The organism is Phenylobacterium sp. FG114 (genome assembly GCF_057809855.1).
Genome location: NZ_JBMDKU010000001.1, coordinates 292,883 through 311,738 on the forward strand (window position 1 = coordinate 292,883; position 18,856 = coordinate 311,738).

Here is an 18,856-nt window from a genome sequence, read left to right on the forward strand (position 1 = left end):
AAAACATGGCCTATGGCCAAGCCGACCCCCAGCCGAGGCGGCGGACGCGCGCGTGTTCGCCCTTGTCGCGCTTGGGCACAAAGCGCCGTTCCAGGCCCTGGGCGCCGCAGAGCTTGAACTCGATGCCCGGCTTTCCCGCCCACGGATGGGCCAGCACGCGCGCCGCCACGGCCTCGCCGCCTACCGAGGGCCGGGCGGCCAGCAGGTAGGCGAACTTCTCGTCCTCGAACGGGGCGTCGGCGCCCTTAGCCAGCTTGTGGTCGCGCGAGCGGGGCAGGCGGACGTTGAAGTGGCACCAGTCGGGCGGATAGAGCGGGCAGGCGTCGGCGTGGGGGCAGGGGGCCAGGAGCCGAGCCCCCGCCGCGGCCAACACGCCTCGGGCCACGATGATCCGGTCGTAGCCCGCCGGCGTGCCGGGCTCCACTAGGGCGAGGAGGCCATCGCAGGCGTCCCAGAGGCGTTCAATCGTCCTCGCCTGCGCGGCCAACGGCAACTCGGCCAAGGCGTAGCTGGCCAGTACGAGCTCGGCGCGGGGGAAGGGCCCGGTGGTGAGGTCGCCCTTCTTGCGTGCGGCGGCGCGCACCGGCTCGGGCGCGTCGGCGGCCAACCGTTCGGCCATTTCGAGGAACGGGTCGCTGGCGTCGAACCAGGTGATCTGCTCCAGCGAAGGCCACGCCTCGAGCGCCGCCCAGCTTCCGCCGCCCGGACCACAGCCGGCGTCCAGCAAGGTCCTGGGCGCGAAGCCTGGAGCCCGCGCGCGCGCCTCGTCGAACACCGCCGCGTCGGCGGCGTAGGTGGCCGGGAGCCGCGCCAGCGCATAGGCCAGGGCGTCGTCTCGGCCCTTGATCACTGCCGAGGATCCGCGCCCGGCGCGATAGGCCTCGGTGGTCGCCGCGGTGCGCTGGGCGAGGTCGCGCCGCGAGGCTCCGGACAGCTCCCGGTCGATGGCGGCCCGCAGGCCGGGCGGGAGCTCGCTCGACATCAGCTCAGGGCGTCGGCCCGCAGCTTCACCAGATGCGCAGCGACCGCGCGGTCCGCCAGGCCCGACAGGTCGCCCGGATCTCCCGTCTCGGCGATGCGTCGCAGCACCGGCCGCACGATAGCGCCCGAGGCGGTCTTCGGCAGCGGTCCGAACAACACGTGAGCCGGCGCGGCGGCCTCGCCCAGCTCGCGGCGCATGTAGCCCTTGAGCTCCGCGCCGAGAACATCGGACGCCATGATCTCGGGATCCGGCTCGACGAAGGCCCACAGCGCCTCGCCCTTATGGGCGTCGGGCACGCCGATGATGGAGGCCTCGGCGACCGCGTTGTGGCTCTTCAGCGTCGCCTCGAGCTCGGCGCAGGAGAAGCGCTTGCCGGCCACCACGACCTCGTCGTCGCCCTTGCGCGACGCGCGGTTGTTGACGAGGTCCTCGACCACGGCCGGCTCGGCCAGCGTCGAGGTGTCCCCTAGGTTGGCCAGGTCGTCCTCGGCGATCTTCCGCAGGATGCGGCGCATGATCTTGCCCGAGCGGGTCTTGGGCAGGCCGGGGGCGAACTGGATCACGTCGGGGGCGGCGAACGGCCCGATCTCGTGGCGGACGTGGTTGCGAAGGTCGGCCATCAGCGCGTCCGTAGCGTCGATCCCGACCTTCAGGGTCACGTAGCAGTAGATGCCCTGGCCCTTGATATCGTGCGGATAGCCGACGACGGCCGCCTCGGCCACGGCCGGGTGGCTCACCAGGGCGCTCTCGATCTCCGCGGTGCCCAGGCGGTGGCCTGAGACGTTGATCACGTCGTCGACGCGGCCGGTGATCCAGTAGTAGCCGTCCTCGTCGCGGCGGGCGCCGTCGCCGGTGAAATACTTGCCGGGATAGGTGGTGAAGTAGGTGTCGATGAAGCGCTGGTGGTCGCCGTAGACCGTGCGCATCTGGCCGGGCCAGCTGTCGGTGATGCAGAGGTTGCCGTTGATCGCGCCGGTCAGTTCGTTGCCCTCGGCGTCCACCAGCATGGGCTTCACGCCGGGCAGCGGCTTGGCGCACGAGCCGGGCTTCAGGGCGTGCGCGCCCGGCAGCGGACTCATCAGGCAGGCGCCGGTCTCGGTCTGCCACCAGGTGTCGACGATTGGGCAGCGGCCCTCGCCCACCACGCGGTGATACCAGAGCCAGGCCTCGGGGTTGATCGGCTCGCCCACCGTGCCCAGCAGGCGGATCGATTTGCGCGACGTGCGCAGCACGGGCAGATCGCCCTCGCGCATCAGGGCCCGGAGCGCCGTGGGCGCGGTGTAGAAGATCTCGACCTTGTGCTTGTCGCAGACGTCCCAGAACCGCGACGAGCTCGGGAAATTGGGCACGCCCTCGAACATCAGGCTGGTCGCGCCGTTGGCCAGCGGGCCGTAGACCACATAGCTGTGGCCGGTGACCCATCCCACGTCGGCGGTGCACCAGAACACCTCGCCCGGCCGATAGTCGAAGACCACCTCGTGCGTCCACGACGCCCAGGCCAGGTAGCCGGCCGTGGTGTGCAGCACGCCCTTGGGCTTCCCGGTCGAGCCGGAGGTGTAGAGGATGAACAGCGGGTCTTCCGCGCCCATGGGCTCGGGCTCGCACTCGGCGGAGACCGTCTGCTTGAGATCCGAGAAATAGGCGTCGCGCCCCGCCTTCATCGGCACGTTCCCGCCGGTGCGCTTGACCACGATCACGTCCGTGACCCCGGGACAGCTCTCGAGCGCCTCGTCCACGTTCAGCTTCAGCGGCACGATCTTGCCGCCGCGCAAACCTTCGTCGGCGGTGATGACGATCTTCGAGTCGCAGTCCTGGATCCGACCCGACAGGCTGTCGGGCGAGAACCCGCCGAACACCACCGAATGGATCGCGCCGATGCGCGAACAGGCCAGCATGGATGCGGCCGCGGCGGGGATCATCGGCAGGTAGATGGTGACCCGGTCGCCCCTCCTGACGCCCTTGGCCTTCAGCACATTGGCCCAGCGGCAGACTTCGGCATGGAGCTGCTTGTAAGTCAGGGCGTCATAGGTCTGGCCGTCGTCGCTCTCCCAGATGATGGCGACGGTGTCGCCGTTCGACCTCAGGTGCCGGTCCAGGCAGTTGGCCGAGACGTTCAGCACGCCGTCGGCGAACCAGCGGATGCGGAAGGTGTCCTTGTCGAAGGAGACGTCCTTCACCTCGGTGAACGGCTGGATCCAGTCCAGGCGCTTGCCGAGATCGGCCCAATAGCCCTGCGGATCGGCGTCCTCGCGCCGGATCGCGGCGTCATAGGCGTCCGCATTCATGAGGGCCTTCTTGGCCCAGGTTTCGGGAACCGGGAAAACCTCGCCGTCGGACACCACTGAACCTCCGAAGGATCGCTCCCGGTCGAGTATCCGCGCGCCCGCCCGTACGCAACCGTCCGTCGACGCCTGACGCGACGTTCGGGCGCGCGAAAGAACGGTGGATGCGGCGATGGCTCCGCTTGCGGCGACTCAAGCTCGGGAGGATTTTGCGCCGATGCTCCGCCTGCCCCTCGTACTCGCGCTGTCCGCCGTCGCCCTCGCCGGGTGCGGTCGCGACGCGCCGAAGGGCGCCGCCGAGACCGCCAGCCGGCTGCTCGCCGCGGCGATGAAGAACGACCGCGTGGCCTTCGAGGCCGAGATCGACCGCGCCGCGGTGCGCGACGATGTGCGCCGCCAGGTGTCGGAGATGGCCCGCGGCTCGGCGCTGGACGTGGAGGGTGGCCCGTCCGAATTCGCCCTCGACCGCATGATCAGCCCTGACGCCGTCAGGGTGGTTGACGCCCAAGGCCACCGGCTGACGCACGCGCCGTCCGCCGGTGAGGTGGCGCCCCTGATGAAATCCGTGGGCGACCGCAAGGCCTGCCTGCGGGATGCGGAAGCCCGCGACGCCTGCCTGCTGACCTTTGCCAAGGCGGACGGCCGGGAGTGGCGGCTGGTCGGCATGAAGGCCATGGACCTGCGTATCCAGATGGCCAGCACGACGAACTGACCCCAAGTTCGGAATTTACTGTACCCGCCGGGCGCGCCTATGGATTCGGCCAGACGAATCCACGCGAAGGCGTTCTCCGCATGTTGCTGCACCTGTCCACCTGGGCCGAGATCGAGGGGTTCCTCGGCCGGTCGAAGACGGTCGTGATCCCCATCGGCTCCAACGAACAGCATGGTCCCACGGGCTTGCTGGGCACGGACTGGCTCTGCCCGGAAATCATCGCCCACGAGGCCGAGAAGACCGGCGACATCCTGGTCGGCCCGACCTTCAACATCGGCATGGCCCAGCATCATCTCGACTTCCCGGGCACCATCGCCCTGCGTCCGTCGACCTTCATGCTGGCGATCGGCGACTGGTGCCGCAGCCTGGCGCACGCGGGTTTCGAGAAGCTCTATTTCCTGAACGGCCACGGCGGGAACGTCGCCACCATCGAAGCCGCGTTCTCCGAGCTCTACGCCGAAGCCAGCTACGCGGGCCGCAACCGCGGCTTCGCCTGCAAGCTGAAGAACTGGTGGGACCTGGCCGGCGTGACCGCGCTGGCGAACCGTCAGTTCCCCGTCGGCCATGGCAGCCATGCGACGCCGTCGGAAATCGCGGTGACCCAATGGGCGTATCCGGACTCGATCAAGTCGGCGAACTACGCGCCGCAGATTGCGCCGACTGGCCCCATTCGCGAGGCGAATGACTTCCGCGCCCGCTATGCGGACGGGCGTATGGGTTCGGATCCTGGCCTGGCCACGCCCGAGAAGGGCGGCGAACTGGTCAAGCAGGCGGCGGCATCCCTGCTGCAGGACGTAGCCGAGTTCGGGGCGGAGAAATCTCCCTCCCCTTAATGGGGAGGTTGGCGAGCGAAGCGAGGCGGGTAGGGACGTCACGGCCGCGCCCGAGCTTGATCCAGCAATCCCCACCCTGGTCGCTACGGGATCTGTCCCTCCCCGTTAAGGGAGGCGCTTAGGCCGTCCAGACTTCGCCGTCGCGTAGTTCAACCGCCCAAACCGCCAGACGCTCGTCGGCGCACGGTCCTGCCACGCACAGCCCGTCCAGAGTGAACAGCGCGCCATGGCCGGCGCACAGGATGTGGCGGTGGTCGCGGGTCAGGTAGCGGTCGTCCAGGGGCGCCAGCGGCCAGGCGGCGTGGGGGCAGCTGTCCACGTAACCCCGGACGGTGGCGCCCTCGCGGATCACGAACCCGGCGAACATCCGCGTGTCCTGGCGGAAGCGGAAGGACTTGCCCCCCGGGTCCTTGATCTCGTCCAGCGAACACAGGCGCACGCCCGATGGCGGGCGGGCCGGGTTGTTCGGCTCAAAGCTGGCCAAAGGTGATCTTCACCGGGTTCAGCTCGACCTGCCGCCATAGGCCGGCCTGGGTGTAGGGGTCGGCGTCGCTGAACGCCTTCGCCGCGGCCTTGTCGGCCACGTCCAGGATGAACATCGAGCCGGCCATCCCGCCGTCGTCGTTGAACATCGGCCCGGCGATCTTCACGTCGGCCGCCCGGCTCTGGACATAGGCCAGGTGCCGTTCGCGCGTGGCCATGCGCAGGTCGAGCGAGTCGGCCTTGTCGAGGCAGTGAAGGACGAAGGTGGGCATTCAGTTTTCCTCGCGGAGGGGACGGGAGAGCAGGCGCCGGATCGCGTCGTCGACGCCCGCCTCGCCGGCCAGGATGGCGGCCACGGCTTCGCAGATCGGGGTCTCGACGCCAAGCTTGTGGGCGAGTTGCCGGACGGCGGGCGCCGAAGCGACGCCCTCGGCCACCGAGAGCTTGCCGGCCAACGCCTCTTCCAGCGTCTGCCCGCCGCCCAGAGCCAGGCCCACGCTCATGTTGCGCGACTGTGGGCTGGAGCACGTCAGCACCAGGTCGCCCAGGCCGCAGAGCCCGGCCAGGGTCTCGGCCTCCGCGCCCAGCGCGACGGCGAGGCGAGTCAGCTCGGCGAACCCGCGGGTGATCAGGGCGGCGTGGGCGGATCGGCCCAAGCCCCGGCCCTCGACTACGCCACAGGCGATCGCCAGGACGTTCTTCACCGCCCCGCCGGCCTCGGCCCCGATCATGTCGGTGGCGAAGTAGGGCCGGAATGTCGGTGTGGCGATGGCTTCCGCCAGGCTCTCCGCACAGGCGGTGTCGCGGCAGGCCAGGGTGACCGCGGTGGGCAGGCCGCGCGCCACCTCGCCGGCGAAGCTGGGGCCCGACAGTACGGCGGGCAGCGCCCGCGGAAGGGTTTCGGCCAGCACCTCGGTCATCAGCTTCAGCGAGCCCTGCTCCACGCCCTTGGAGCACAGGACGACCGGAAGTCCGTCGCGGGCGTGGGGTGCGAAATCCGTCAAGGTGGCGCGCATGTGCTGGGCCGGGGGAACCGCCAGCACGAGGTCGCAGCCGGCCAGGTCGGCCAGATCGCCGGTCGCCCGGAGCATCGGGTCCAGGGGCACGCCCTTCAGGAACACCGCGTTCTCGTGGGTGGTGTTGATCGCCTGGACCACCTCGGGCTCTCGCGCCCAGAGGATCACCTCGCGGCCGGCCCGGGCGCACACCTGGGCGAGCGCCGTACCCCAGGCGCCCCCGCCGATCACCCCTGCGCGCTTCATGCTTTCGCTCCCTTTCGGCCGGCCTTGTGTGTCGGACTGGCGGCCGCGGCCGCGGCGTCCAGCGGCCAGCGTGGACGCGCAACGGCGTCGAGGGGATCCGAGATCCCGGCCGCCAGTCGCTCGGCGCCGGCGAGCGCGATCATGGCGGCGTTGTCGGTGCAGTAGGCCAGCGGCGGGGCGGCGAAGCTGAAGCCGCGCCTCGACGCCGTCGCCTCCAACCGCGCGCGGACCTCCCGGTTGGCCGCGACGCCGCCCGCCACCACGAAGCGCAGGGCCCTGCCGTCATGCTCGGCCGCGTAGGCCTTCATGGCGCGATCGGACTTCTCGGCGAGCTGGCCGGCGATCGCGGCCTGGACGGCGGCGGCCAGGTCGCGGCGCTGTTCGTCGGTGGTGACACCCTCGGCGAGGCGCGCGGCGGCGGTCTTGAGGCCCGAGAAGGAAAAGTCGCAGTCCTTGCGGCCGAGCAGCATGCGCGGCAGCTCGAACCGGGTGGGATCGCCGCCCTGCGCCAGTCGCTCCAGCGCCGGACCGCCGGGATAGGGCAGGCCCATCGCCTTGGCGATCTTGTCGAAGGCCTCGCCGGCGGCGTCGTCGATGGTCGAGCCCAGCCGCGTGCAGGCGCCGATGCCGTCGACGCTCAGGAGCTGGCAATGCCCGCCCGAAACCAAGAGCAGCAGGAAGGGATAGGGCAGATCCGCGCCCAGCCTCGCCGAGACGGCATGGCCCTCCAGATGGTTCACCGCCACCAGCGGCAGGCCGCGCGCCAGCGCAACCGCCTTGCCGAACGACAACCCGACCATGACCCCGCCCACCAGTCCCGGCCCGGCGGTGGCGGCCACCCCGCTCAGGTCCTCGTAACCCAGGCCGGCCTCGTCGAGCGCGGCGCGGGCGATGGCGTCGATGCTTTCCACGTGGGCGCGGGCGGCGATCTCGGGCACTACGCCGCCGAACGGCGCATGCTCGGCGATCTGGCTGCCGACGATCGAGCTCAACACCTCGGCGCGGCCGTCGCCGTGCAGGCGCACGACCGAGGCGGCCGTCTCGTCGCAGCTGGTTTCCAATCCCAGGACGGTATGGGCGCCGGGGATCGTTGGGGCGAGTGTCATCCGGTTGCCGGTGGCAGGTTGCTACTGTAGCAGGCCTGCTACGTTTCCGTTCCCGAGGTAGACCGCCGACCGTGCCTTCGCAACCTGCCGCCAACCCGGGCCAAGTGCGTATCGGCGCCCGCGGCTCGAAACTCAGCCTGGCCCAGGCCGGCCACATGCAGCGTCGCATCGCCGCCGCGCTCGGCGCCGACCCGTCGAACCCCGTCGAAGTTGAGGCGGTCGCACCGCTGACGGTTATCACTACCACGGGCGACCGGGTGCAGGACCGGCGGCTGCTGGAGATCGGCGGCAAGGGACTCTTCACCAAGGAGATTGAGGAGGCGCTGATCGAGGGCCGCATCGACTGCGCGATCCACTCGATGAAGGACATGCCGGCCGAGTTGCCCCCGGGCCTGTGCATCGCGGCGATCCCCGAGCGCGAGGATCCGCGCGACGCCTTCCTGAGCCGGGACGTGGAACGGCTGGAGGACCTGCCCCAGGGTGCGCGCCTCGGCACAGCCAGTCTCCGACGCCAGGCGCAGTCGCTCTTCCGCCGGCCGGACCTCGACGTGCAGATGCTGCGCGGCAACGTCGACACGCGCCTGGCGAAGCTGGCCGCGGGCGAAGCCGACGCCATCCTCCTCGCCTACGCCGGCCTGCGCCGGCTGGGCCTGGGAGACCTGCCCAAGAGCCTGATCGACCCGAAGGAGGTCCCGCCGGCCCCGGGCCAAGGCGCCTTGGCCATCGAGACCCGCGAGGCCGACCGCGACCTGCCGTGGGTGGCCGGCCTGCGCTGCGAGACCACGACGCTCTGTGTGGCGGCCGAGCGTGGCGCCCTGGCGGCGCTGGAGGGATCCTGCAAGACGCCGATCGGCGCTCACGCCTGGTTGGAGGCGGGGTTTATCCAGCTCATCGTCGAGGCTCTGGCGCCCGACGGCACGGCGCGTTTCCGCCACGCTGGCGACACCGAGCTGAGCCAGCTCTCCGACCCGATGGCCTCGGCCCGCGACCTGGGCTCCTCGCTGGGCCACGCCATCAAGGCCGAGGCAGGCGACGCCATTGTGCTGTAGCGAGGCGGAGCTGGGCCGCCTTGTTCGTTGAACAATGGCGCGCAGCGCCGCATCGTCGTTGGTGAAAGTTCAACGGCTCAGCTAACAGGATCGCCCGATGGCGGCCCGCAGACAGCGAATCTGGATCACCCGCGCCCAGCCGGGCGCAGACGTCACCGCCGAGCGCGTGCGCGCGCTGGGGCATGAGGCGCTGGTGGCGCCCTTGCTCGCGGTGCGCGTGCTGCCGGACGTTCAGGTCGATCTGCACGGCGTGGCCGCCCTGGCCTTCACCAGCGCCAACGGCGTGCGCGCCTTCGCCGACGCGAACGGGGAACGGGCGCTGAAGGTGTTCGCGGTCGGCGCCGCCACCGCCCAGGCCGCGCGGACGGCGGGCTTCAAGTCGGTGCTGTCGGCGGATGGCGACGTCGAGGCCCTGGCCGAGGGAATCGCCGCGCGGCGTGGCGAACTTCGCGGCGCGGTGCTGCATCCGGGCGCCCTGGAGCCGGCGGGCGACCTCGCCGGCGCCCTGGAGAAGCAGGGCGTCGAGGCGCGGCGGTTGGTCCTCTACGAGACTGCGCCGGTCGACCTGACCGAGGCCCAGGCCGATCGCCTCACGCAGAGCGACGCCGTGCTTCTCCACTCCCCGCGGGCCGCCCAGGTGTTGGCGAAGATCCTGAAGACCCATCCCTCGCCCGACCTTCGGGCGCTGGGCCTTTCGAAGGCCGTCGTCCAGCCGTTGGCCCGCACTCGGATGGCGGCCAAGGCCTTTCCGCCGTTCCCGCTGGAGGCCGCCTTGCTCAACCTTATCGACCGGCGGCCCTGATCCATGAGCGCCGACGAACCCGACCTGCCGAAGGACCCAGCCGACTACCGGCCGAAGCCGCTGATGGGCGTGGGGTTCTGGGCGCTGATCGCGTTCGGCGTGCTTTGCGTGCTGGCGGGCGTCGGCGTGGCGGTGCTGGGTCCGAAGCTGCTCCCCGCAAAGCCCGCGCCGCAGGACACGCCGGCGCAGAGGGTCTCCGCAGTCGCCCCGCCGCCCGAGGCCCTGCCCGTCGTCGTCGCGTCACCCACGGCGGACGAGGTCACGCGGCTTCAGGCGCGGATCGCAATGCTGGAAAACCAGGGCGCCCGCACGACCGAGGCCGCCGCCGCCGCGCTCGCCGCCGCCCAACTGGTGGACGCCAGCCAGGGATCGGGGCCGTTCGGCCGCGAACTGTCGGCGCTGAAGGCCACCGCGCCCCGCCTGCCCGAACTCGCCGCCCTGACCCGCCTGGCCGAGACCGGCGCGCCGAGCCGCACCTCGTTGGCCGCCAGCTTCCCGCCCTACGCCGCCAAGGCCGCCAGCCGCGCGCGCAAGCCGCACGAGGGGGCGACCTTGAGCGAACGCATCGCTTACGCGGCGGCGAAGGTGGTCACCGTGCGCCGGGTGGACGAGACGACGGGGAACAGCCCCGACGCGGTCATCGCCCGCGCCGAGCGGGCGTTGCAGGACGGCCAGGTGGCGCCCGCGCTGAAGGCGCTCGACACCCTGCCGCCAAAGGCCCGGGAGGCCATCGCCCCCTGGCGGGAGCAGGCCGAGCGACGCGCCCAGATCGACCGCGAGATCACCGCGCTGAGGACCCGCGCCGTCCGGGCCCTGCAGGCGCCCGGACCCCCGGCATGATCCGCGCCGGCGTCGTCCTCATCCTGATGGCCGCCATCGCGATGGGGGCGCTGGCGTTGAGCGACGACCCCGGCCGGGCGACGGTCGTCTGGCTGGGCTGGCGCGCGGACTCCACCGCCGCCGCGGCGATCCTGATCGCGCTCAGCTTCGGCCTGTTCGCCGCGGTCGTGTGGCGCACCATCCTCTGGGTCCTGGATGCGCCGCGGCGGGCCGAGCGCGCCCGCGCCGAGGCGCGGCGGCGGCAGGCGAACGAGGTGCTGGCGCGGGGCTTCCTGGCCGTCGCGGCCGGTGACGGGTCGGAAGCCTTGCGGCTGTCGAAGAAGGCCGCGGAGATCGCCCCCGACTCGCCCGGCCTCGTCCGGGTCCTGGCCGCGCAGAGCGCCGAGGCCGCCGGCGACATGGCTCAGGCCCAGGCGGCCTACACCGCCATGCTGGGCTTCCCGGAAATGCGGCTCGCCGGGCACAAGGGGCTGATGCAGATCGCCCTTGCGCAGGGCGCGCGCGAGACAGCGCTGCGCCACGCTCAGGAAGCCTATGGCGAGGCGCGCACCGCGCGCTGGGCGTGGCGGGCGATCCTGGAATCCCGGCTCGAGGCCGCCGACTGGGACGGCGCCCTGGCCCTGGTGAAGGGCGCGCTGGACCGCAAGATCGTGCCGCCCATCGTCGCCGAGCGGGCCCGGGCGGCCCTGCTGGCCGCGTCGGCCGCCCAGCTCGAGCATGCCCCGGAGCCCAAGGCCCGGGCCCAGGCGCTGGATCAGGCCACCGAGGCCGCCCGCCTGCAGCCGGGCTTCGCGCCCGGGGTCGTGATGGCCGCCCGGCTGCTGGCCGACGACGGCAAGCTGGGCCGGGCCGCCGCATTGCTGGAGAATGCCTGGCGCGCGGCGCCGCATCCGGCCCTGTGGCTGGCGTACCGCGACCTCAAGACGGACGAGACGCCGCGCGAGCGCGCCCAGCGCCTGGGCCAGCTCGCCGCCGTGAACCCCACCCACCGCGAGAGCCTGCTGCTGTACGTGGAACAGGCGCTGGTCGCCGGCGACGCGCCGGCGGCGCGCGAGGCCGCCCGGACCCTGGAAGGTCAGCCGGTCACCGCCCGCGTGGCCGGGCTGATCGCCCGCGCAGCCTATGCCGCCGGCGCCATCGACGAAGCGCGGATGTGGCTGGCCCAGGGGATGAACGCGCCGCCGGAGCCCGACTGGTCCGACCTCGACCCGGAAGGCCGGCCGTTCGCCTACCACGCCCAGGACTGGGCCCGCCTGGCCATCGCGTTCGCCGAAACGGGTGAACTCCTGCACCCCCGCCTGGAGCGGCGCGAACGCAGCCTGCGCGAACTGCCGGAATTGCCGATCGCCTATGCCGACGCGGGGCCCATGCTGACCGAACCCGTGCTCTATCCGGTCGACGAAGGCTACGACGAGCCGGACACCGCGCCTCCCTCGCGGCGCACCGGCGCGTCTCGGGCCCGGAAGTAAGCGGCCGCGAATGACCCGCATCGTCTATCTCGCGCCCTTCGCCGGCGCGCGCACCGGTGGCGTGAAGATGATCTTCCGCCACGTCGAGGCTCTCTGCGCGCTGGGTTTCGACGCTGTGGTCCGCCGTCCCGCCGAGGTCGCGCCGGCCGCCTGGTTCGACCATCGGGCCCCGGTGGAAGACGGCTCGGCGCCGCTGGGCAGGGACGACATCCTCGTGCTGCCCGAGGATTCGCCGGAGGCGCTGAAGCAGGGCGCCGCTCTCCCGAACCGCAAGGTCGTGTTCTGTCAGGACCCCTACGCCCTGGCGAGTCATGGCCTCGCCGCCTTGCCGGCTGAGCTGAAGCCGCAGTACCGGACCTTCATGGCCTGCGGCGTCGGGGCAGGCGGTCTGATCGCGCGCTACTTCGACTACGACCTGATCTCGGTCGTGCCCGGCTTCGCCGACGAGCGGGTGTTCGCGCCAAAGCCGAAGGAACAGATCATTGCCTGCTCGCCGCGCCGCCGCCGGGTCGAGCAGGCGACCATCCGCTACATGTTCGAGCGCCTGCACCCCAGCGCCACGGCCTGGCGCTGGGAGCTGCTGGAGACCCGGTCGGAAGCCGAGGTCGCCGACGTCATGGGCCGCGCGTCGGTGTTCCTGAGCCTCGCGAAGATGGAAGCGCTCAGCCTCACGACCCTGGAGGCCATGGCCAGCGAATGCCTGCTGGCCGGCTTCACCGGCATCGGCGCGCGGGAGTTCGCCACCAGCATCAACGGCATCTGGGTCGACGAGGACGACTGCGAGGCCGCCGCCCACGCCCTGGTGCGCGCCGTCGTCCTGGCCGAGCGCGGCGACGGGGCGGCCGCACTCATGCGCCACGCGGCCGCCCAGACCGCTGCGCAGTGGAGCCACGCCGCCTTCGTCCAGGCCTTGGCCGGCTTCTGGCGCGACCGCATGGGCGTGGCGGCGTGACGCTTTGCAAATCGGGAGCTTTCACGTAAAAGCCCGCGTCCCCGGACAGGAGCCGCCTTAGCTCAGCCGGTAGAGCGGCGCATTCGTAATGCGTAGGTCAGGTGTTCGAGTCACCTAGGCGGCACCACTCCTTCTCGATGAAATCATTAGACAATACGGGCGACTGGCGCGGGAACGGGTCGTGCCCATTGGAACCGTGGAAGCAAGGTGGAACCATCAGGCAGCGGCGGAGCTGCCTGCGTCAGGCATGTCCGAAAACCGCGAAAAATGGGGCAGCTCCCCTTAGCGCGCTTGTAAGCAGCAGAATTTGCAGCGGAATGCGCCCGTGCATTTGCCAAAACCAGCTCGGAATTTTTGGTATAAATAGATCGACGCACTGAAGCGATGAGCCAGCAGCGTCGATGTACCACTTGAAGGATCAACCGCCGCGTTCGGCCCCGCTCCTCACCACGGAGGAGGCGGCAGAGTTTCTTGGCGTCTCTCGTAGGACGCTGGAGGATTGGCGACTTCGCGGCGGAGGCCCGGTCTTTCGGAAGGTCGGTAGGCGGCTCGTGCGCTACCTGCCCACCGATCTGGTGGCGTTTGTCGAGACAGGGGCCCGCACCAACACTGGCGGTGCAATGCCGGAGCGGTGAGGGGAGGAGGCTAACCCCAAGCACCGGCGAGCGCTTCTGCTGACAAGGCTTCGCTGGGCCCGCGAGCGAAGCAAAACGGTAGGTGTGGCGGTGCCGCGTAGCAAGACCAGCTCCTGTTGTCAGGTTCGACAAATCGAATTATAGTTCCGGTTTCGTTCCTTCGGGAGGGGGCCATCCGTGCAGGCAAAGCGAATGGGCCTGATCACGCTCGGCGTGGTCGGCGTGATGGTGATGTGCCTCATCTCTGCTGTCGCTGGTGGCGCGTTGAGCCACCGGTTCGGTACGAGCAGCTACACCATCTCATACGCGGACTTCATTTCGGTGATGCTGACCGCCGTGTCAGTCCTGCTGACCTTGCTGACGATCTTTCTGGCTGTGCTTGGCGTCCTGGGGTGGAACGCCATTGCCAACGGAGTTCGAAGGAGGACCGAGGACTTTCTGGAGGATGGCTTTCAGAAGGGAAATCATCTCTACGCGATGGTGGAAACGCGGGTCACCGAGATTACCTATGCAGGCATGAACTCAGTTGGGCTGGAGGCTGACGACACCGCCGACGAAGAAGGCGCAGCGTAATGAAGGACTACCTTTGGCAACGTGTTGATCCGCGCGAGGCGGAGATCGTTCAGCAGCACATCACTAGCGTGCCAGTGAAGGTCGGCGAACTCGCTACAGCATTGGGATTGCGCGTGGTCACTGCGCCGCTCGAACCAAAGGTTTCTGGGTTAATTCGCCCTTCTCCCGACACGCCTTCGGGTTTCGAAATTAAGGTCAACAAATACGAAGTACCGGAGCGACAGCGCTTCACGATTGCGCATGAACTTGCTCACTACCTTCTTCACCGCGACGAGATAGGAAGCGGCGTCGTAGATAGTGTTCTTTACCGCTCAAATCTCACTTCGCGTAAAGAAACGGAAGCTAACCGCCTAGCTGCGGCGATCATAATGCCCGAGGCGTTGCTTCTAAGGGAAGCGAGGCTAAGGGGAGGGGGGAGTCGCCCTGGAGTAGTGGAAGAGCTAGCCAAATTGTTTAAGGTGTCGACTCCGGCCATGAAGGTAAGACTCGGCCTTACCTGACAGGAGCTAGATGCTCGAAGACGTTCGATACTGCCCCATACTTCACGCTCGCGTCGCGGAGGTGAAGGCGCTTCTTCAGCTCTCGGGCGAGACGAAGGATCGCCTCTTCCCGATTATCGTCTGGCGCCCGTGGCCCAACGCCCGCGCACTGGCGCGCACGGGTGAAAAGGTTGCGGCTGCCCTCTCGGGCCGGCGCTTCGCCCTAGATTTGGACCGGACGAAGTTTGGCGCTTCGACGACGCCTGCGGGGGAGGAGTTTGATCGCCTCTTCGACCCTGCGGATGGGCATGCGAGCTACTACCGCTATGTCGAAACGGTTGCAGGGGCCGTTCCAGTCCTCCGCCCGACGGCAATTCAGCTAGAGCGGCAGTTCGAGCACATCAGCCGCCTAGACCGTGGCGCAGTGATACGCTTGCAGTTCGGCGCTGCAGCAGAAGTGATCGAGGCGGCGCGCATCCTGTCCGAGCGCTCGCCCGACGTGGTGGTCTTCGTAGACGCCGGATGGTCGACGGACCTGCTAGGTCGTGAATTGTGGGCCTCATCCATGGTTCAGTCGATTACGGAGGTGCGACCTGAGATCGAGATCGTCGTATCAGGCAGCAGCTTCCCAGACGCGTTTGCCGGCATCCGGGGGCGGGGCCGCATTCCCGTCGTGGAGAGGAGGCTCCACACAAATCTGGTACGCCGCCACAACGCAGCCACGCTCATCTACGGCGATTGGGGTAGCACTAGGCCTCCCTCCGCGGAGGCGGTGCCGATGCGGAACGTTCCACGCATCGATCTCCCATTTCAGACAGAGTGGATTTGCTGGCGACAAGAGGATGAGGAAGGTTATCCGGAGCTAGCTCAGCGACTGATGAGCGACTCCGCCTGGCCCGCCGAACTAGCGATCTGGGGCACCTACTTAATAACCTGCACCGCCGAAGGCCTGCCGGGCGCGATCCGTAGTCCGGGGACTGCTGCCGCGGCGAGGATCAACATTCACCTCCACCGGCAGGCGTATGTCGGCGAGGCGCAGGTGCCGGGCGATCCCGAAGAACCCTACGTCGACATCTAGTGTCTTGGAGGATGGCGCAGGAGACCGTACCGAGGACCCGCGGGACGATTTGTGCGCGCTGAGTCGGTCCTTGGGAACTTCAAGTTGGGCCTCAGCTACCCCTAGCTAGAGACCTCTTCCAGCCCGCCACAGAGCATTCTGGGCGTCGGTAGGAAGCACTTGCCTCTTGCGGCGCCGCGATTGTCAGTGACCGTCGCCAGTCGCTCCGAGGTCGCCGGTCGAGTCGTTGTCATGGACCCCTCGAAGCCACTCCGCATTTTCGTTGAGCCTGCGGTCCAGGTCCGCTTGCCGCTCATCGAGCATCAGGTGGGAAAGGTCCTTGCAGGCCTGACCCAAGACCTCCGCGAAGTGCATGCCGTAGGGGTTCCGGTCGGCCGTGAAGACCTCGGCTTTCCCGGTCTGGTCAACGCGGCCGTAGAACGGTTCGAAGCCCACGTAGCCCCCGAAGCTGTTCTTTGCGTTGTACTCACCGCACACCACGCCGTTCATCCCACGAACGTTCTGAAAGAGGGCCGACTCCGGGTCTTTGAGCTGGGCGCGAAGCGCCTCTTCGACCACGGTTGCCTGATCCGGGCCCTTCGGCTGACACCCGCCGACGCCGACCATGGCCAGTGCGATTGCAGCACCCACTACCCGGTTCAACGCTCCACCCCTCGGCGCACCCATGATGGGTGCATACCTCGCGGTTCTTACCAAGCCGCATGGAAGCGACAAGGCCTCGCGGGCGCCCACGACCGTGGGTCTCGTCTTCGGCATACGAGGCGGCGATCACCAAGCTGATCGAAGTCCGCAAGGCTTGTGGCATTCCCCAGCGCGAGCTGGCATTGCGGCTTCGAAAGCCTCGGTCCTTCATCTCCAAGATCGAGAACCGTGAGAGGCGGCTGGACATCATTGAGTTCATCGCGGTTGCCCGCGCTCTGGGAGTGGTGCCGAGCACCCTATTGGACGAGATTATCGCCGCTCTACCGGACACCCTCGACCTGTGACGTCGCATCCTTCTCTGTAGCCATGACGAGAACTGGCGGTCGGGGCGCGCTCCCGATCCGCCATTCTCTGTCCCTCTGGAGGACGAGTCCGGCCACGAGGGCCGACGCCCGCATTCTGCGAGCGCGACATGCTGCTGGGCTTCAAGCCGCGCTGGTTGCGGCACAGTCCGGTCGCCTAGTCGGAGGCTCCGGTCTGTAGTTCGCGGCTATGGACAATCCACCACCGCGACCCCCTGTCCACCTGTCCCTCGCTGAGGAGGCGGTTCGGCAATTCAAGAGGATTGACCGAGCCGCTCGTGATCTGCGGCTGGCGTGAGTGCTTTCGTGCTTTTGGGTGCTATCAGGACAGCCCGGCTTCGTGCTGCTAGGTCAGGCGCGGGAGGAAGTCGGCTGTGGTCCAGTGGACAGGATCGCCGCCTCGAACCCCCTTGTTGGCATAGGCGACGTATCGCTCGGGCGTCTGCAACCGCGCGAGATGGAACGTGGGCTTGGCCTTGGGGGTCGTGATGATGGGCCGGGATGTCTCGAAAGGCCCGATTGAGCCCGGCGTCATGTCTTCACCCACGCAGTCGACCAGAAGCGAGCGCAGGACCGGCTCCTCGCCTTCGCGCAATGCAATGACGCCGTGCCAGTGCGGGAAAAGGATGCCGCCCGCCATCGTCGGCTCATAAAACCCAGCCATCCATACCGCCTCATCCGGAGTGAGCCTGAGAAGTCGTCGCTTGGGAATGCCGCGTAGGCCCTGCGTGACCCCACGGACCAGGCGCCTCATCTGCGGGATGAACTCGGTTTCCGGATCGAACCTGTTCGGGTGAACGCCAAGTGAGATGGTCAGCTCGTGACCGGCCCCGTTATCGGCCCAGAATTGGGCGTAGGCGTCGACCAGCGCCGCGGGGAGCGAGCACCGCGTGGCTGCCAGCTTTGCTCTTGCCGCAGCAAGCTTGACCGCGAACGTCATACGTCAGCGGTCGCGTCGTGAAGACCTTCGATCATGTTGGGATGGGCTTCGCGTGGCTGTGGAGGGCCGGCGAACCGGTGAGCCGACGACAAGCGCCGCGCGTGGGGACTCCACAATCAATGAAATGATAGCGGAAGAATGGCCAGAAGTCACGCTTGCTCAGCGGCGCGCTGGACTATGCGCCGCACCTGACCTGCCGACCATGCGCCGCCGCGAGGTGCCGGCACGCCTCGCGCATTGAGTTCCCGCGCGAGCCCATGAAGCGTCGCGGTCCCTTGGTTGCGGATCGCTGCGATGACCTCCATTCGGTCTGCGGCGACGGCTTCCGCCGCCGCTGTTCGGACCATCGCTGAAACCTTACGCCCGCGCTCCGAGTGATCCTCGATGCGATGCCCTGGTCTACGCCCGCCTAGGCTCACGCCACGGGCTTTGGCGGCCTGTAGGGCTGCCCGGGTTCGCTCCGCGATCATCCGGCGCTCATGCTCGGCGACAGCAGCCATGATCTGGACCGTGAAGCTGTTGGCGTGCGGTAGATCCACGGCGACAAAATCGACGCCGTGCTCTTGGAGCCTCGAAATGAACGCGACGGACCGGGCGAGGCGGTCGAGCTTGGCGATCACAAGGGTGGCGCGATGGATACGACAGTCGCGCAGCGCGGCCTCTAGGGCCGGTCTATCGGCCCGACCACCGCTCTCTACCTCCTCGTGTTCGCCCACCAGCGCGTCGCCGCCGATGAACCGCCGAACCGCCTCCTGCTGGGCCTCCAACCCGAGGCCGCTCTCGCCCTGACGTTTGGTGGAGACCCGGTAGTAGGCGACGTATCGCTTCATCTGTGTGGCACCTGTTCCATCGAACGTTGAACCAGATGTCACACATCGGAGAGTCTGAGCCAAGGGTTGGATGTCGGCTTTGTGAAACGGTTCACGATAGCCCGACTTTCACGGCCGTCTGGGGCCGGGCAGACCGGTCCACGCTCTGGCAGACCGGGGGAGGGGGCGTCGATGACGGGCTATCATGAACGCTTTGGTGCCTCAGGGGCGTGCGCAGTCAGACAGTCGTCCACCCGCCGCCAGCGGTAACGATCTACCTGCGGCCAAGCGAACGTCTGCTTCGCGGTGCGAGGCCAAATGGGGCTTTCGACCCTTAGGCGACGTTCGGTGGACGCGCTTGCGACAGGACGTTCAGCGCGCGAAGCTCGACCATGGACCTCTCAACGCTGCGCTCTGTTCTTTCGTCAGAAGGCTTCCGTGCCGACGCCTACGACCTCGGTGAGGCGGGGCGGGAGCCCTCCGAGACTTACGCTCTGCGAGAGCGGAATGGCGGGTGGGTGACCTTCTATGCCGAGCGCGGGCACGAGAACTCGCTGAGAGCCTTT

Annotated in this window: 21 protein-coding genes, 1 tRNA gene and 1 pseudogene; 13 read left to right on the forward strand and 10 right to left on the reverse strand. The window is 68.7% G+C overall.

Going from position 1 to position 18,856, the window contains the following annotated elements:
* Positions 1-10: 10 nt before the first annotated feature.
* The 3 genes and pseudogenes from ACODSY_RS01530 to acs all read right to left on the reverse strand — a co-directional run.
* Positions 11-982: a small ribosomal subunit Rsm22 family protein gene (locus ACODSY_RS01530; RefSeq protein WP_488949863.1), complete on the reverse strand. Its 972-nt coding sequence runs from the start codon at positions 980-982 to the stop codon at positions 11-13.
* Positions 982-1,365, reverse strand: a complete 384-nt coding sequence (locus tag ACODSY_RS01535) for an AMP-binding enzyme (protein WP_488950151.1) — start codon at positions 1,363-1,365, stop codon at positions 982-984. The genes ACODSY_RS01530 and ACODSY_RS01535 overlap by 1 nt, the downstream gene beginning before the upstream one ends.
* 24 nt (positions 1,366-1,389) lie before the next feature.
* Positions 1,390-3,324 (reverse strand): annotated as a pseudogene (gene acs, locus ACODSY_RS01540) (acetate--CoA ligase); the annotation flags it as partial.
* A gap of 157 nt (positions 3,325-3,481) precedes the next feature.
* Here acs and ACODSY_RS01545 point away from each other — a divergent pair.
* Entirely contained in the window at positions 3,482-3,976 is a 495-nt protein-coding gene (locus ACODSY_RS01545; RefSeq protein WP_488949864.1) for a hypothetical protein, read from the forward strand.
* 80 nt (positions 3,977-4,056) lie between these two features.
* On the forward strand, positions 4,057-4,809 hold the full coding sequence (locus ACODSY_RS01550; protein ID WP_488949865.1) for a creatininase family protein: 753 nt from the start codon (positions 4,057-4,059) through the stop codon (positions 4,807-4,809).
* Between the two features lie 118 nt (positions 4,810-4,927).
* On the opposite strand, the gene ACODSY_RS01555 is transcribed toward ACODSY_RS01550, so the two are convergent.
* Genes ACODSY_RS01555 through tsaD form a run of 4 tightly spaced genes read right to left on the reverse strand, consistent with a single transcriptional unit; the run spans position 4,928 to position 7,660 of the window.
* Entirely contained in the window at positions 4,928-5,293 is a 366-nt protein-coding gene (locus ACODSY_RS01555) for a Rieske (2Fe-2S) protein (protein WP_488949866.1), read from the reverse strand.
* Positions 5,280-5,564: a YciI family protein gene (locus tag ACODSY_RS01560; protein ID WP_488949867.1), complete on the reverse strand. Its 285-nt coding sequence runs from the start codon at positions 5,562-5,564 to the stop codon at positions 5,280-5,282. The genes ACODSY_RS01555 and ACODSY_RS01560 overlap by 14 nt, the downstream gene beginning before the upstream one ends.
* Complete coding sequence (locus tag ACODSY_RS01565) at positions 5,565-6,554, reverse strand: NAD(P)H-dependent glycerol-3-phosphate dehydrogenase (RefSeq protein WP_488949868.1); 990 nt, start codon at positions 6,552-6,554, stop codon at positions 5,565-5,567.
* The gene (tsaD, locus tag ACODSY_RS01570; protein ID WP_488949869.1) at positions 6,551-7,660 is read right to left on the reverse strand and encodes a tRNA (adenosine(37)-N6)-threonylcarbamoyltransferase complex transferase subunit TsaD; all 1,110 of its coding nucleotides are present in this window, start codon (positions 7,658-7,660) and stop codon (positions 6,551-6,553) included. The genes ACODSY_RS01565 and tsaD overlap by 4 nt, the downstream gene beginning before the upstream one ends.
* A 71-nt stretch (positions 7,661-7,731) precedes the next feature.
* Between tsaD and hemC the strand changes: the two genes are divergently transcribed.
* From hemC to ACODSY_RS01620, 10 genes are all read left to right on the forward strand, one after another.
* The gene (hemC, locus tag ACODSY_RS01575; RefSeq protein WP_488949870.1) at positions 7,732-8,709 is read left to right on the forward strand and encodes a hydroxymethylbilane synthase; all 978 of its coding nucleotides are present in this window, start codon (positions 7,732-7,734) and stop codon (positions 8,707-8,709) included.
* Positions 8,710-8,806: 97 nt separating this feature from the next.
* The gene (locus ACODSY_RS01580) at positions 8,807-9,511 is read left to right on the forward strand and encodes a uroporphyrinogen-III synthase (RefSeq protein WP_488949871.1); all 705 of its coding nucleotides are present in this window, start codon (positions 8,807-8,809) and stop codon (positions 9,509-9,511) included.
* 3 nt (positions 9,512-9,514) lie between these two features.
* Entirely contained in the window at positions 9,515-10,351 is an 837-nt protein-coding gene (locus ACODSY_RS01585) for a COG4223 family protein (protein ID WP_488949872.1), read from the forward strand.
* Entirely contained in the window at positions 10,348-11,820 is a 1,473-nt protein-coding gene (locus ACODSY_RS01590) for a heme biosynthesis protein HemY (protein ID WP_488949873.1), read from the forward strand. Before ACODSY_RS01585 ends, ACODSY_RS01590 begins: the two co-directional genes overlap by 4 nt.
* Before the next feature lie 10 nt (positions 11,821-11,830).
* Positions 11,831-12,772: a hypothetical protein gene (locus ACODSY_RS01595; protein WP_488949874.1), complete on the forward strand. Its 942-nt coding sequence runs from the start codon at positions 11,831-11,833 to the stop codon at positions 12,770-12,772.
* A gap of 51 nt (positions 12,773-12,823) precedes the next feature.
* Positions 12,824-12,899 (forward strand) — tRNA-Thr (locus ACODSY_RS01600).
* 274 nt (positions 12,900-13,173) lie between these two features.
* The gene (locus ACODSY_RS01605) at positions 13,174-13,407 is read left to right on the forward strand and encodes a helix-turn-helix transcriptional regulator (RefSeq protein ID WP_488949875.1); all 234 of its coding nucleotides are present in this window, start codon (positions 13,174-13,176) and stop codon (positions 13,405-13,407) included.
* A gap of 192 nt (positions 13,408-13,599) precedes the next feature.
* A complete protein-coding gene (locus ACODSY_RS01610; RefSeq protein WP_488949876.1) occupies positions 13,600-13,980 on the forward strand; it encodes a hypothetical protein in 381 nt (126 codons plus the stop codon).
* The gene (locus tag ACODSY_RS01615) at positions 13,980-14,480 is read left to right on the forward strand and encodes an ImmA/IrrE family metallo-endopeptidase (RefSeq protein ID WP_488949877.1); all 501 of its coding nucleotides are present in this window, start codon (positions 13,980-13,982) and stop codon (positions 14,478-14,480) included. The genes ACODSY_RS01610 and ACODSY_RS01615 overlap by 1 nt, the downstream gene beginning before the upstream one ends.
* Positions 14,481-14,490: 10 nt before the next feature.
* The gene (locus ACODSY_RS01620; RefSeq protein ID WP_488949878.1) at positions 14,491-15,537 is read left to right on the forward strand and encodes a beta family protein; all 1,047 of its coding nucleotides are present in this window, start codon (positions 14,491-14,493) and stop codon (positions 15,535-15,537) included.
* Positions 15,538-15,720: 183 nt separating this feature from the next.
* Here the strand turns inward: ACODSY_RS01620 and ACODSY_RS01625 are convergent, their stop codons facing one another.
* Positions 15,721-16,143, reverse strand: a complete 423-nt coding sequence (locus ACODSY_RS01625; protein WP_488949879.1) for a hypothetical protein — start codon at positions 16,141-16,143, stop codon at positions 15,721-15,723.
* A 95-nt stretch (positions 16,144-16,238) separates the two neighbouring features.
* Here ACODSY_RS01625 and ACODSY_RS01630 point away from each other — a divergent pair, with 95 nt between their 5' ends.
* On the forward strand, positions 16,239-16,523 hold the full coding sequence (locus ACODSY_RS01630; protein ID WP_488949880.1) for a helix-turn-helix domain-containing protein: 285 nt from the start codon (positions 16,239-16,241) through the stop codon (positions 16,521-16,523).
* A 364-nt stretch (positions 16,524-16,887) separates the two neighbouring features.
* Here the strand turns inward: ACODSY_RS01630 and ACODSY_RS01635 are convergent, their stop codons facing one another.
* Together ACODSY_RS01635 and ACODSY_RS01640 are read right to left on the reverse strand one after the other, a co-directional pair.
* Complete coding sequence (locus ACODSY_RS01635) at positions 16,888-17,481, reverse strand: hypothetical protein (protein WP_488949881.1); 594 nt, start codon at positions 17,479-17,481, stop codon at positions 16,888-16,890.
* 149 nt (positions 17,482-17,630) lie between these two features.
* Entirely contained in the window at positions 17,631-18,311 is a 681-nt protein-coding gene (locus ACODSY_RS01640) for a recombinase family protein (RefSeq protein WP_488949882.1), read from the reverse strand.
* Positions 18,312-18,856 lie beyond the last annotated feature (545 nt).

Bases quoted from the DNA above. Each gene is read 5' to 3' on its own strand.
- ACODSY_RS01530 (WP_488949863.1), bottom strand. From the start codon at position 982: ATGTCGAGCGAGCTCCCGCCCGGCCTGCGGGCCGCCATCGACCGGGAG.
- ACODSY_RS01545 (WP_488949864.1), top strand. From the start codon at position 3,482: ATGCTCCGCCTGCCCCTCGTACTCGCGCTGTCCGCCGTCGCCCTCGCC.
- ACODSY_RS01550 (WP_488949865.1), top strand. From the start codon at position 4,057: ATGTTGCTGCACCTGTCCACCTGGGCCGAGATCGAGGGGTTCCTCGGC.
- ACODSY_RS01560 (WP_488949867.1), bottom strand. From the start codon at position 5,564: ATGCCCACCTTCGTCCTTCACTGCCTCGACAAGGCCGACTCGCTCGAC.
- ACODSY_RS01565 (WP_488949868.1), bottom strand. From the start codon at position 6,554: ATGAAGCGCGCAGGGGTGATCGGCGGGGGCGCCTGGGGTACGGCGCTC.
- tsaD (WP_488949869.1), bottom strand. From the start codon at position 7,660: ATGACACTCGCCCCAACGATCCCCGGCGCCCATACCGTCCTGGGATTG.
- ACODSY_RS01580 (WP_488949871.1), top strand. From the start codon at position 8,807: ATGGCGGCCCGCAGACAGCGAATCTGGATCACCCGCGCCCAGCCGGGC.
- ACODSY_RS01585 (WP_488949872.1), top strand. From the start codon at position 9,515: ATGAGCGCCGACGAACCCGACCTGCCGAAGGACCCAGCCGACTACCGG.
- ACODSY_RS01590 (WP_488949873.1), top strand. From the start codon at position 10,348: ATGATCCGCGCCGGCGTCGTCCTCATCCTGATGGCCGCCATCGCGATG.
- ACODSY_RS01595 (WP_488949874.1), top strand. From the start codon at position 11,831: ATGACCCGCATCGTCTATCTCGCGCCCTTCGCCGGCGCGCGCACCGGT.
- ACODSY_RS01605 (WP_488949875.1), top strand. From the start codon at position 13,174: ATGTACCACTTGAAGGATCAACCGCCGCGTTCGGCCCCGCTCCTCACC.
- ACODSY_RS01610 (WP_488949876.1), top strand. From the start codon at position 13,600: ATGGGCCTGATCACGCTCGGCGTGGTCGGCGTGATGGTGATGTGCCTC.
- ACODSY_RS01615 (WP_488949877.1), top strand. From the start codon at position 13,980: ATGAAGGACTACCTTTGGCAACGTGTTGATCCGCGCGAGGCGGAGATC.
- ACODSY_RS01620 (WP_488949878.1), top strand. From the start codon at position 14,491: ATGCTCGAAGACGTTCGATACTGCCCCATACTTCACGCTCGCGTCGCG.
- ACODSY_RS01625 (WP_488949879.1), bottom strand. From the start codon at position 16,143: ATGGTCGGCGTCGGCGGGTGTCAGCCGAAGGGCCCGGATCAGGCAACC.
- ACODSY_RS01630 (WP_488949880.1), top strand. From the start codon at position 16,239: ATGGAAGCGACAAGGCCTCGCGGGCGCCCACGACCGTGGGTCTCGTCT.
- ACODSY_RS01635 (WP_488949881.1), bottom strand. From the start codon at position 17,481: ATGACGTTCGCGGTCAAGCTTGCTGCGGCAAGAGCAAAGCTGGCAGCC.
- ACODSY_RS01640 (WP_488949882.1), bottom strand. From the start codon at position 18,311: ATGAAGCGATACGTCGCCTACTACCGGGTCTCCACCAAACGTCAGGGC.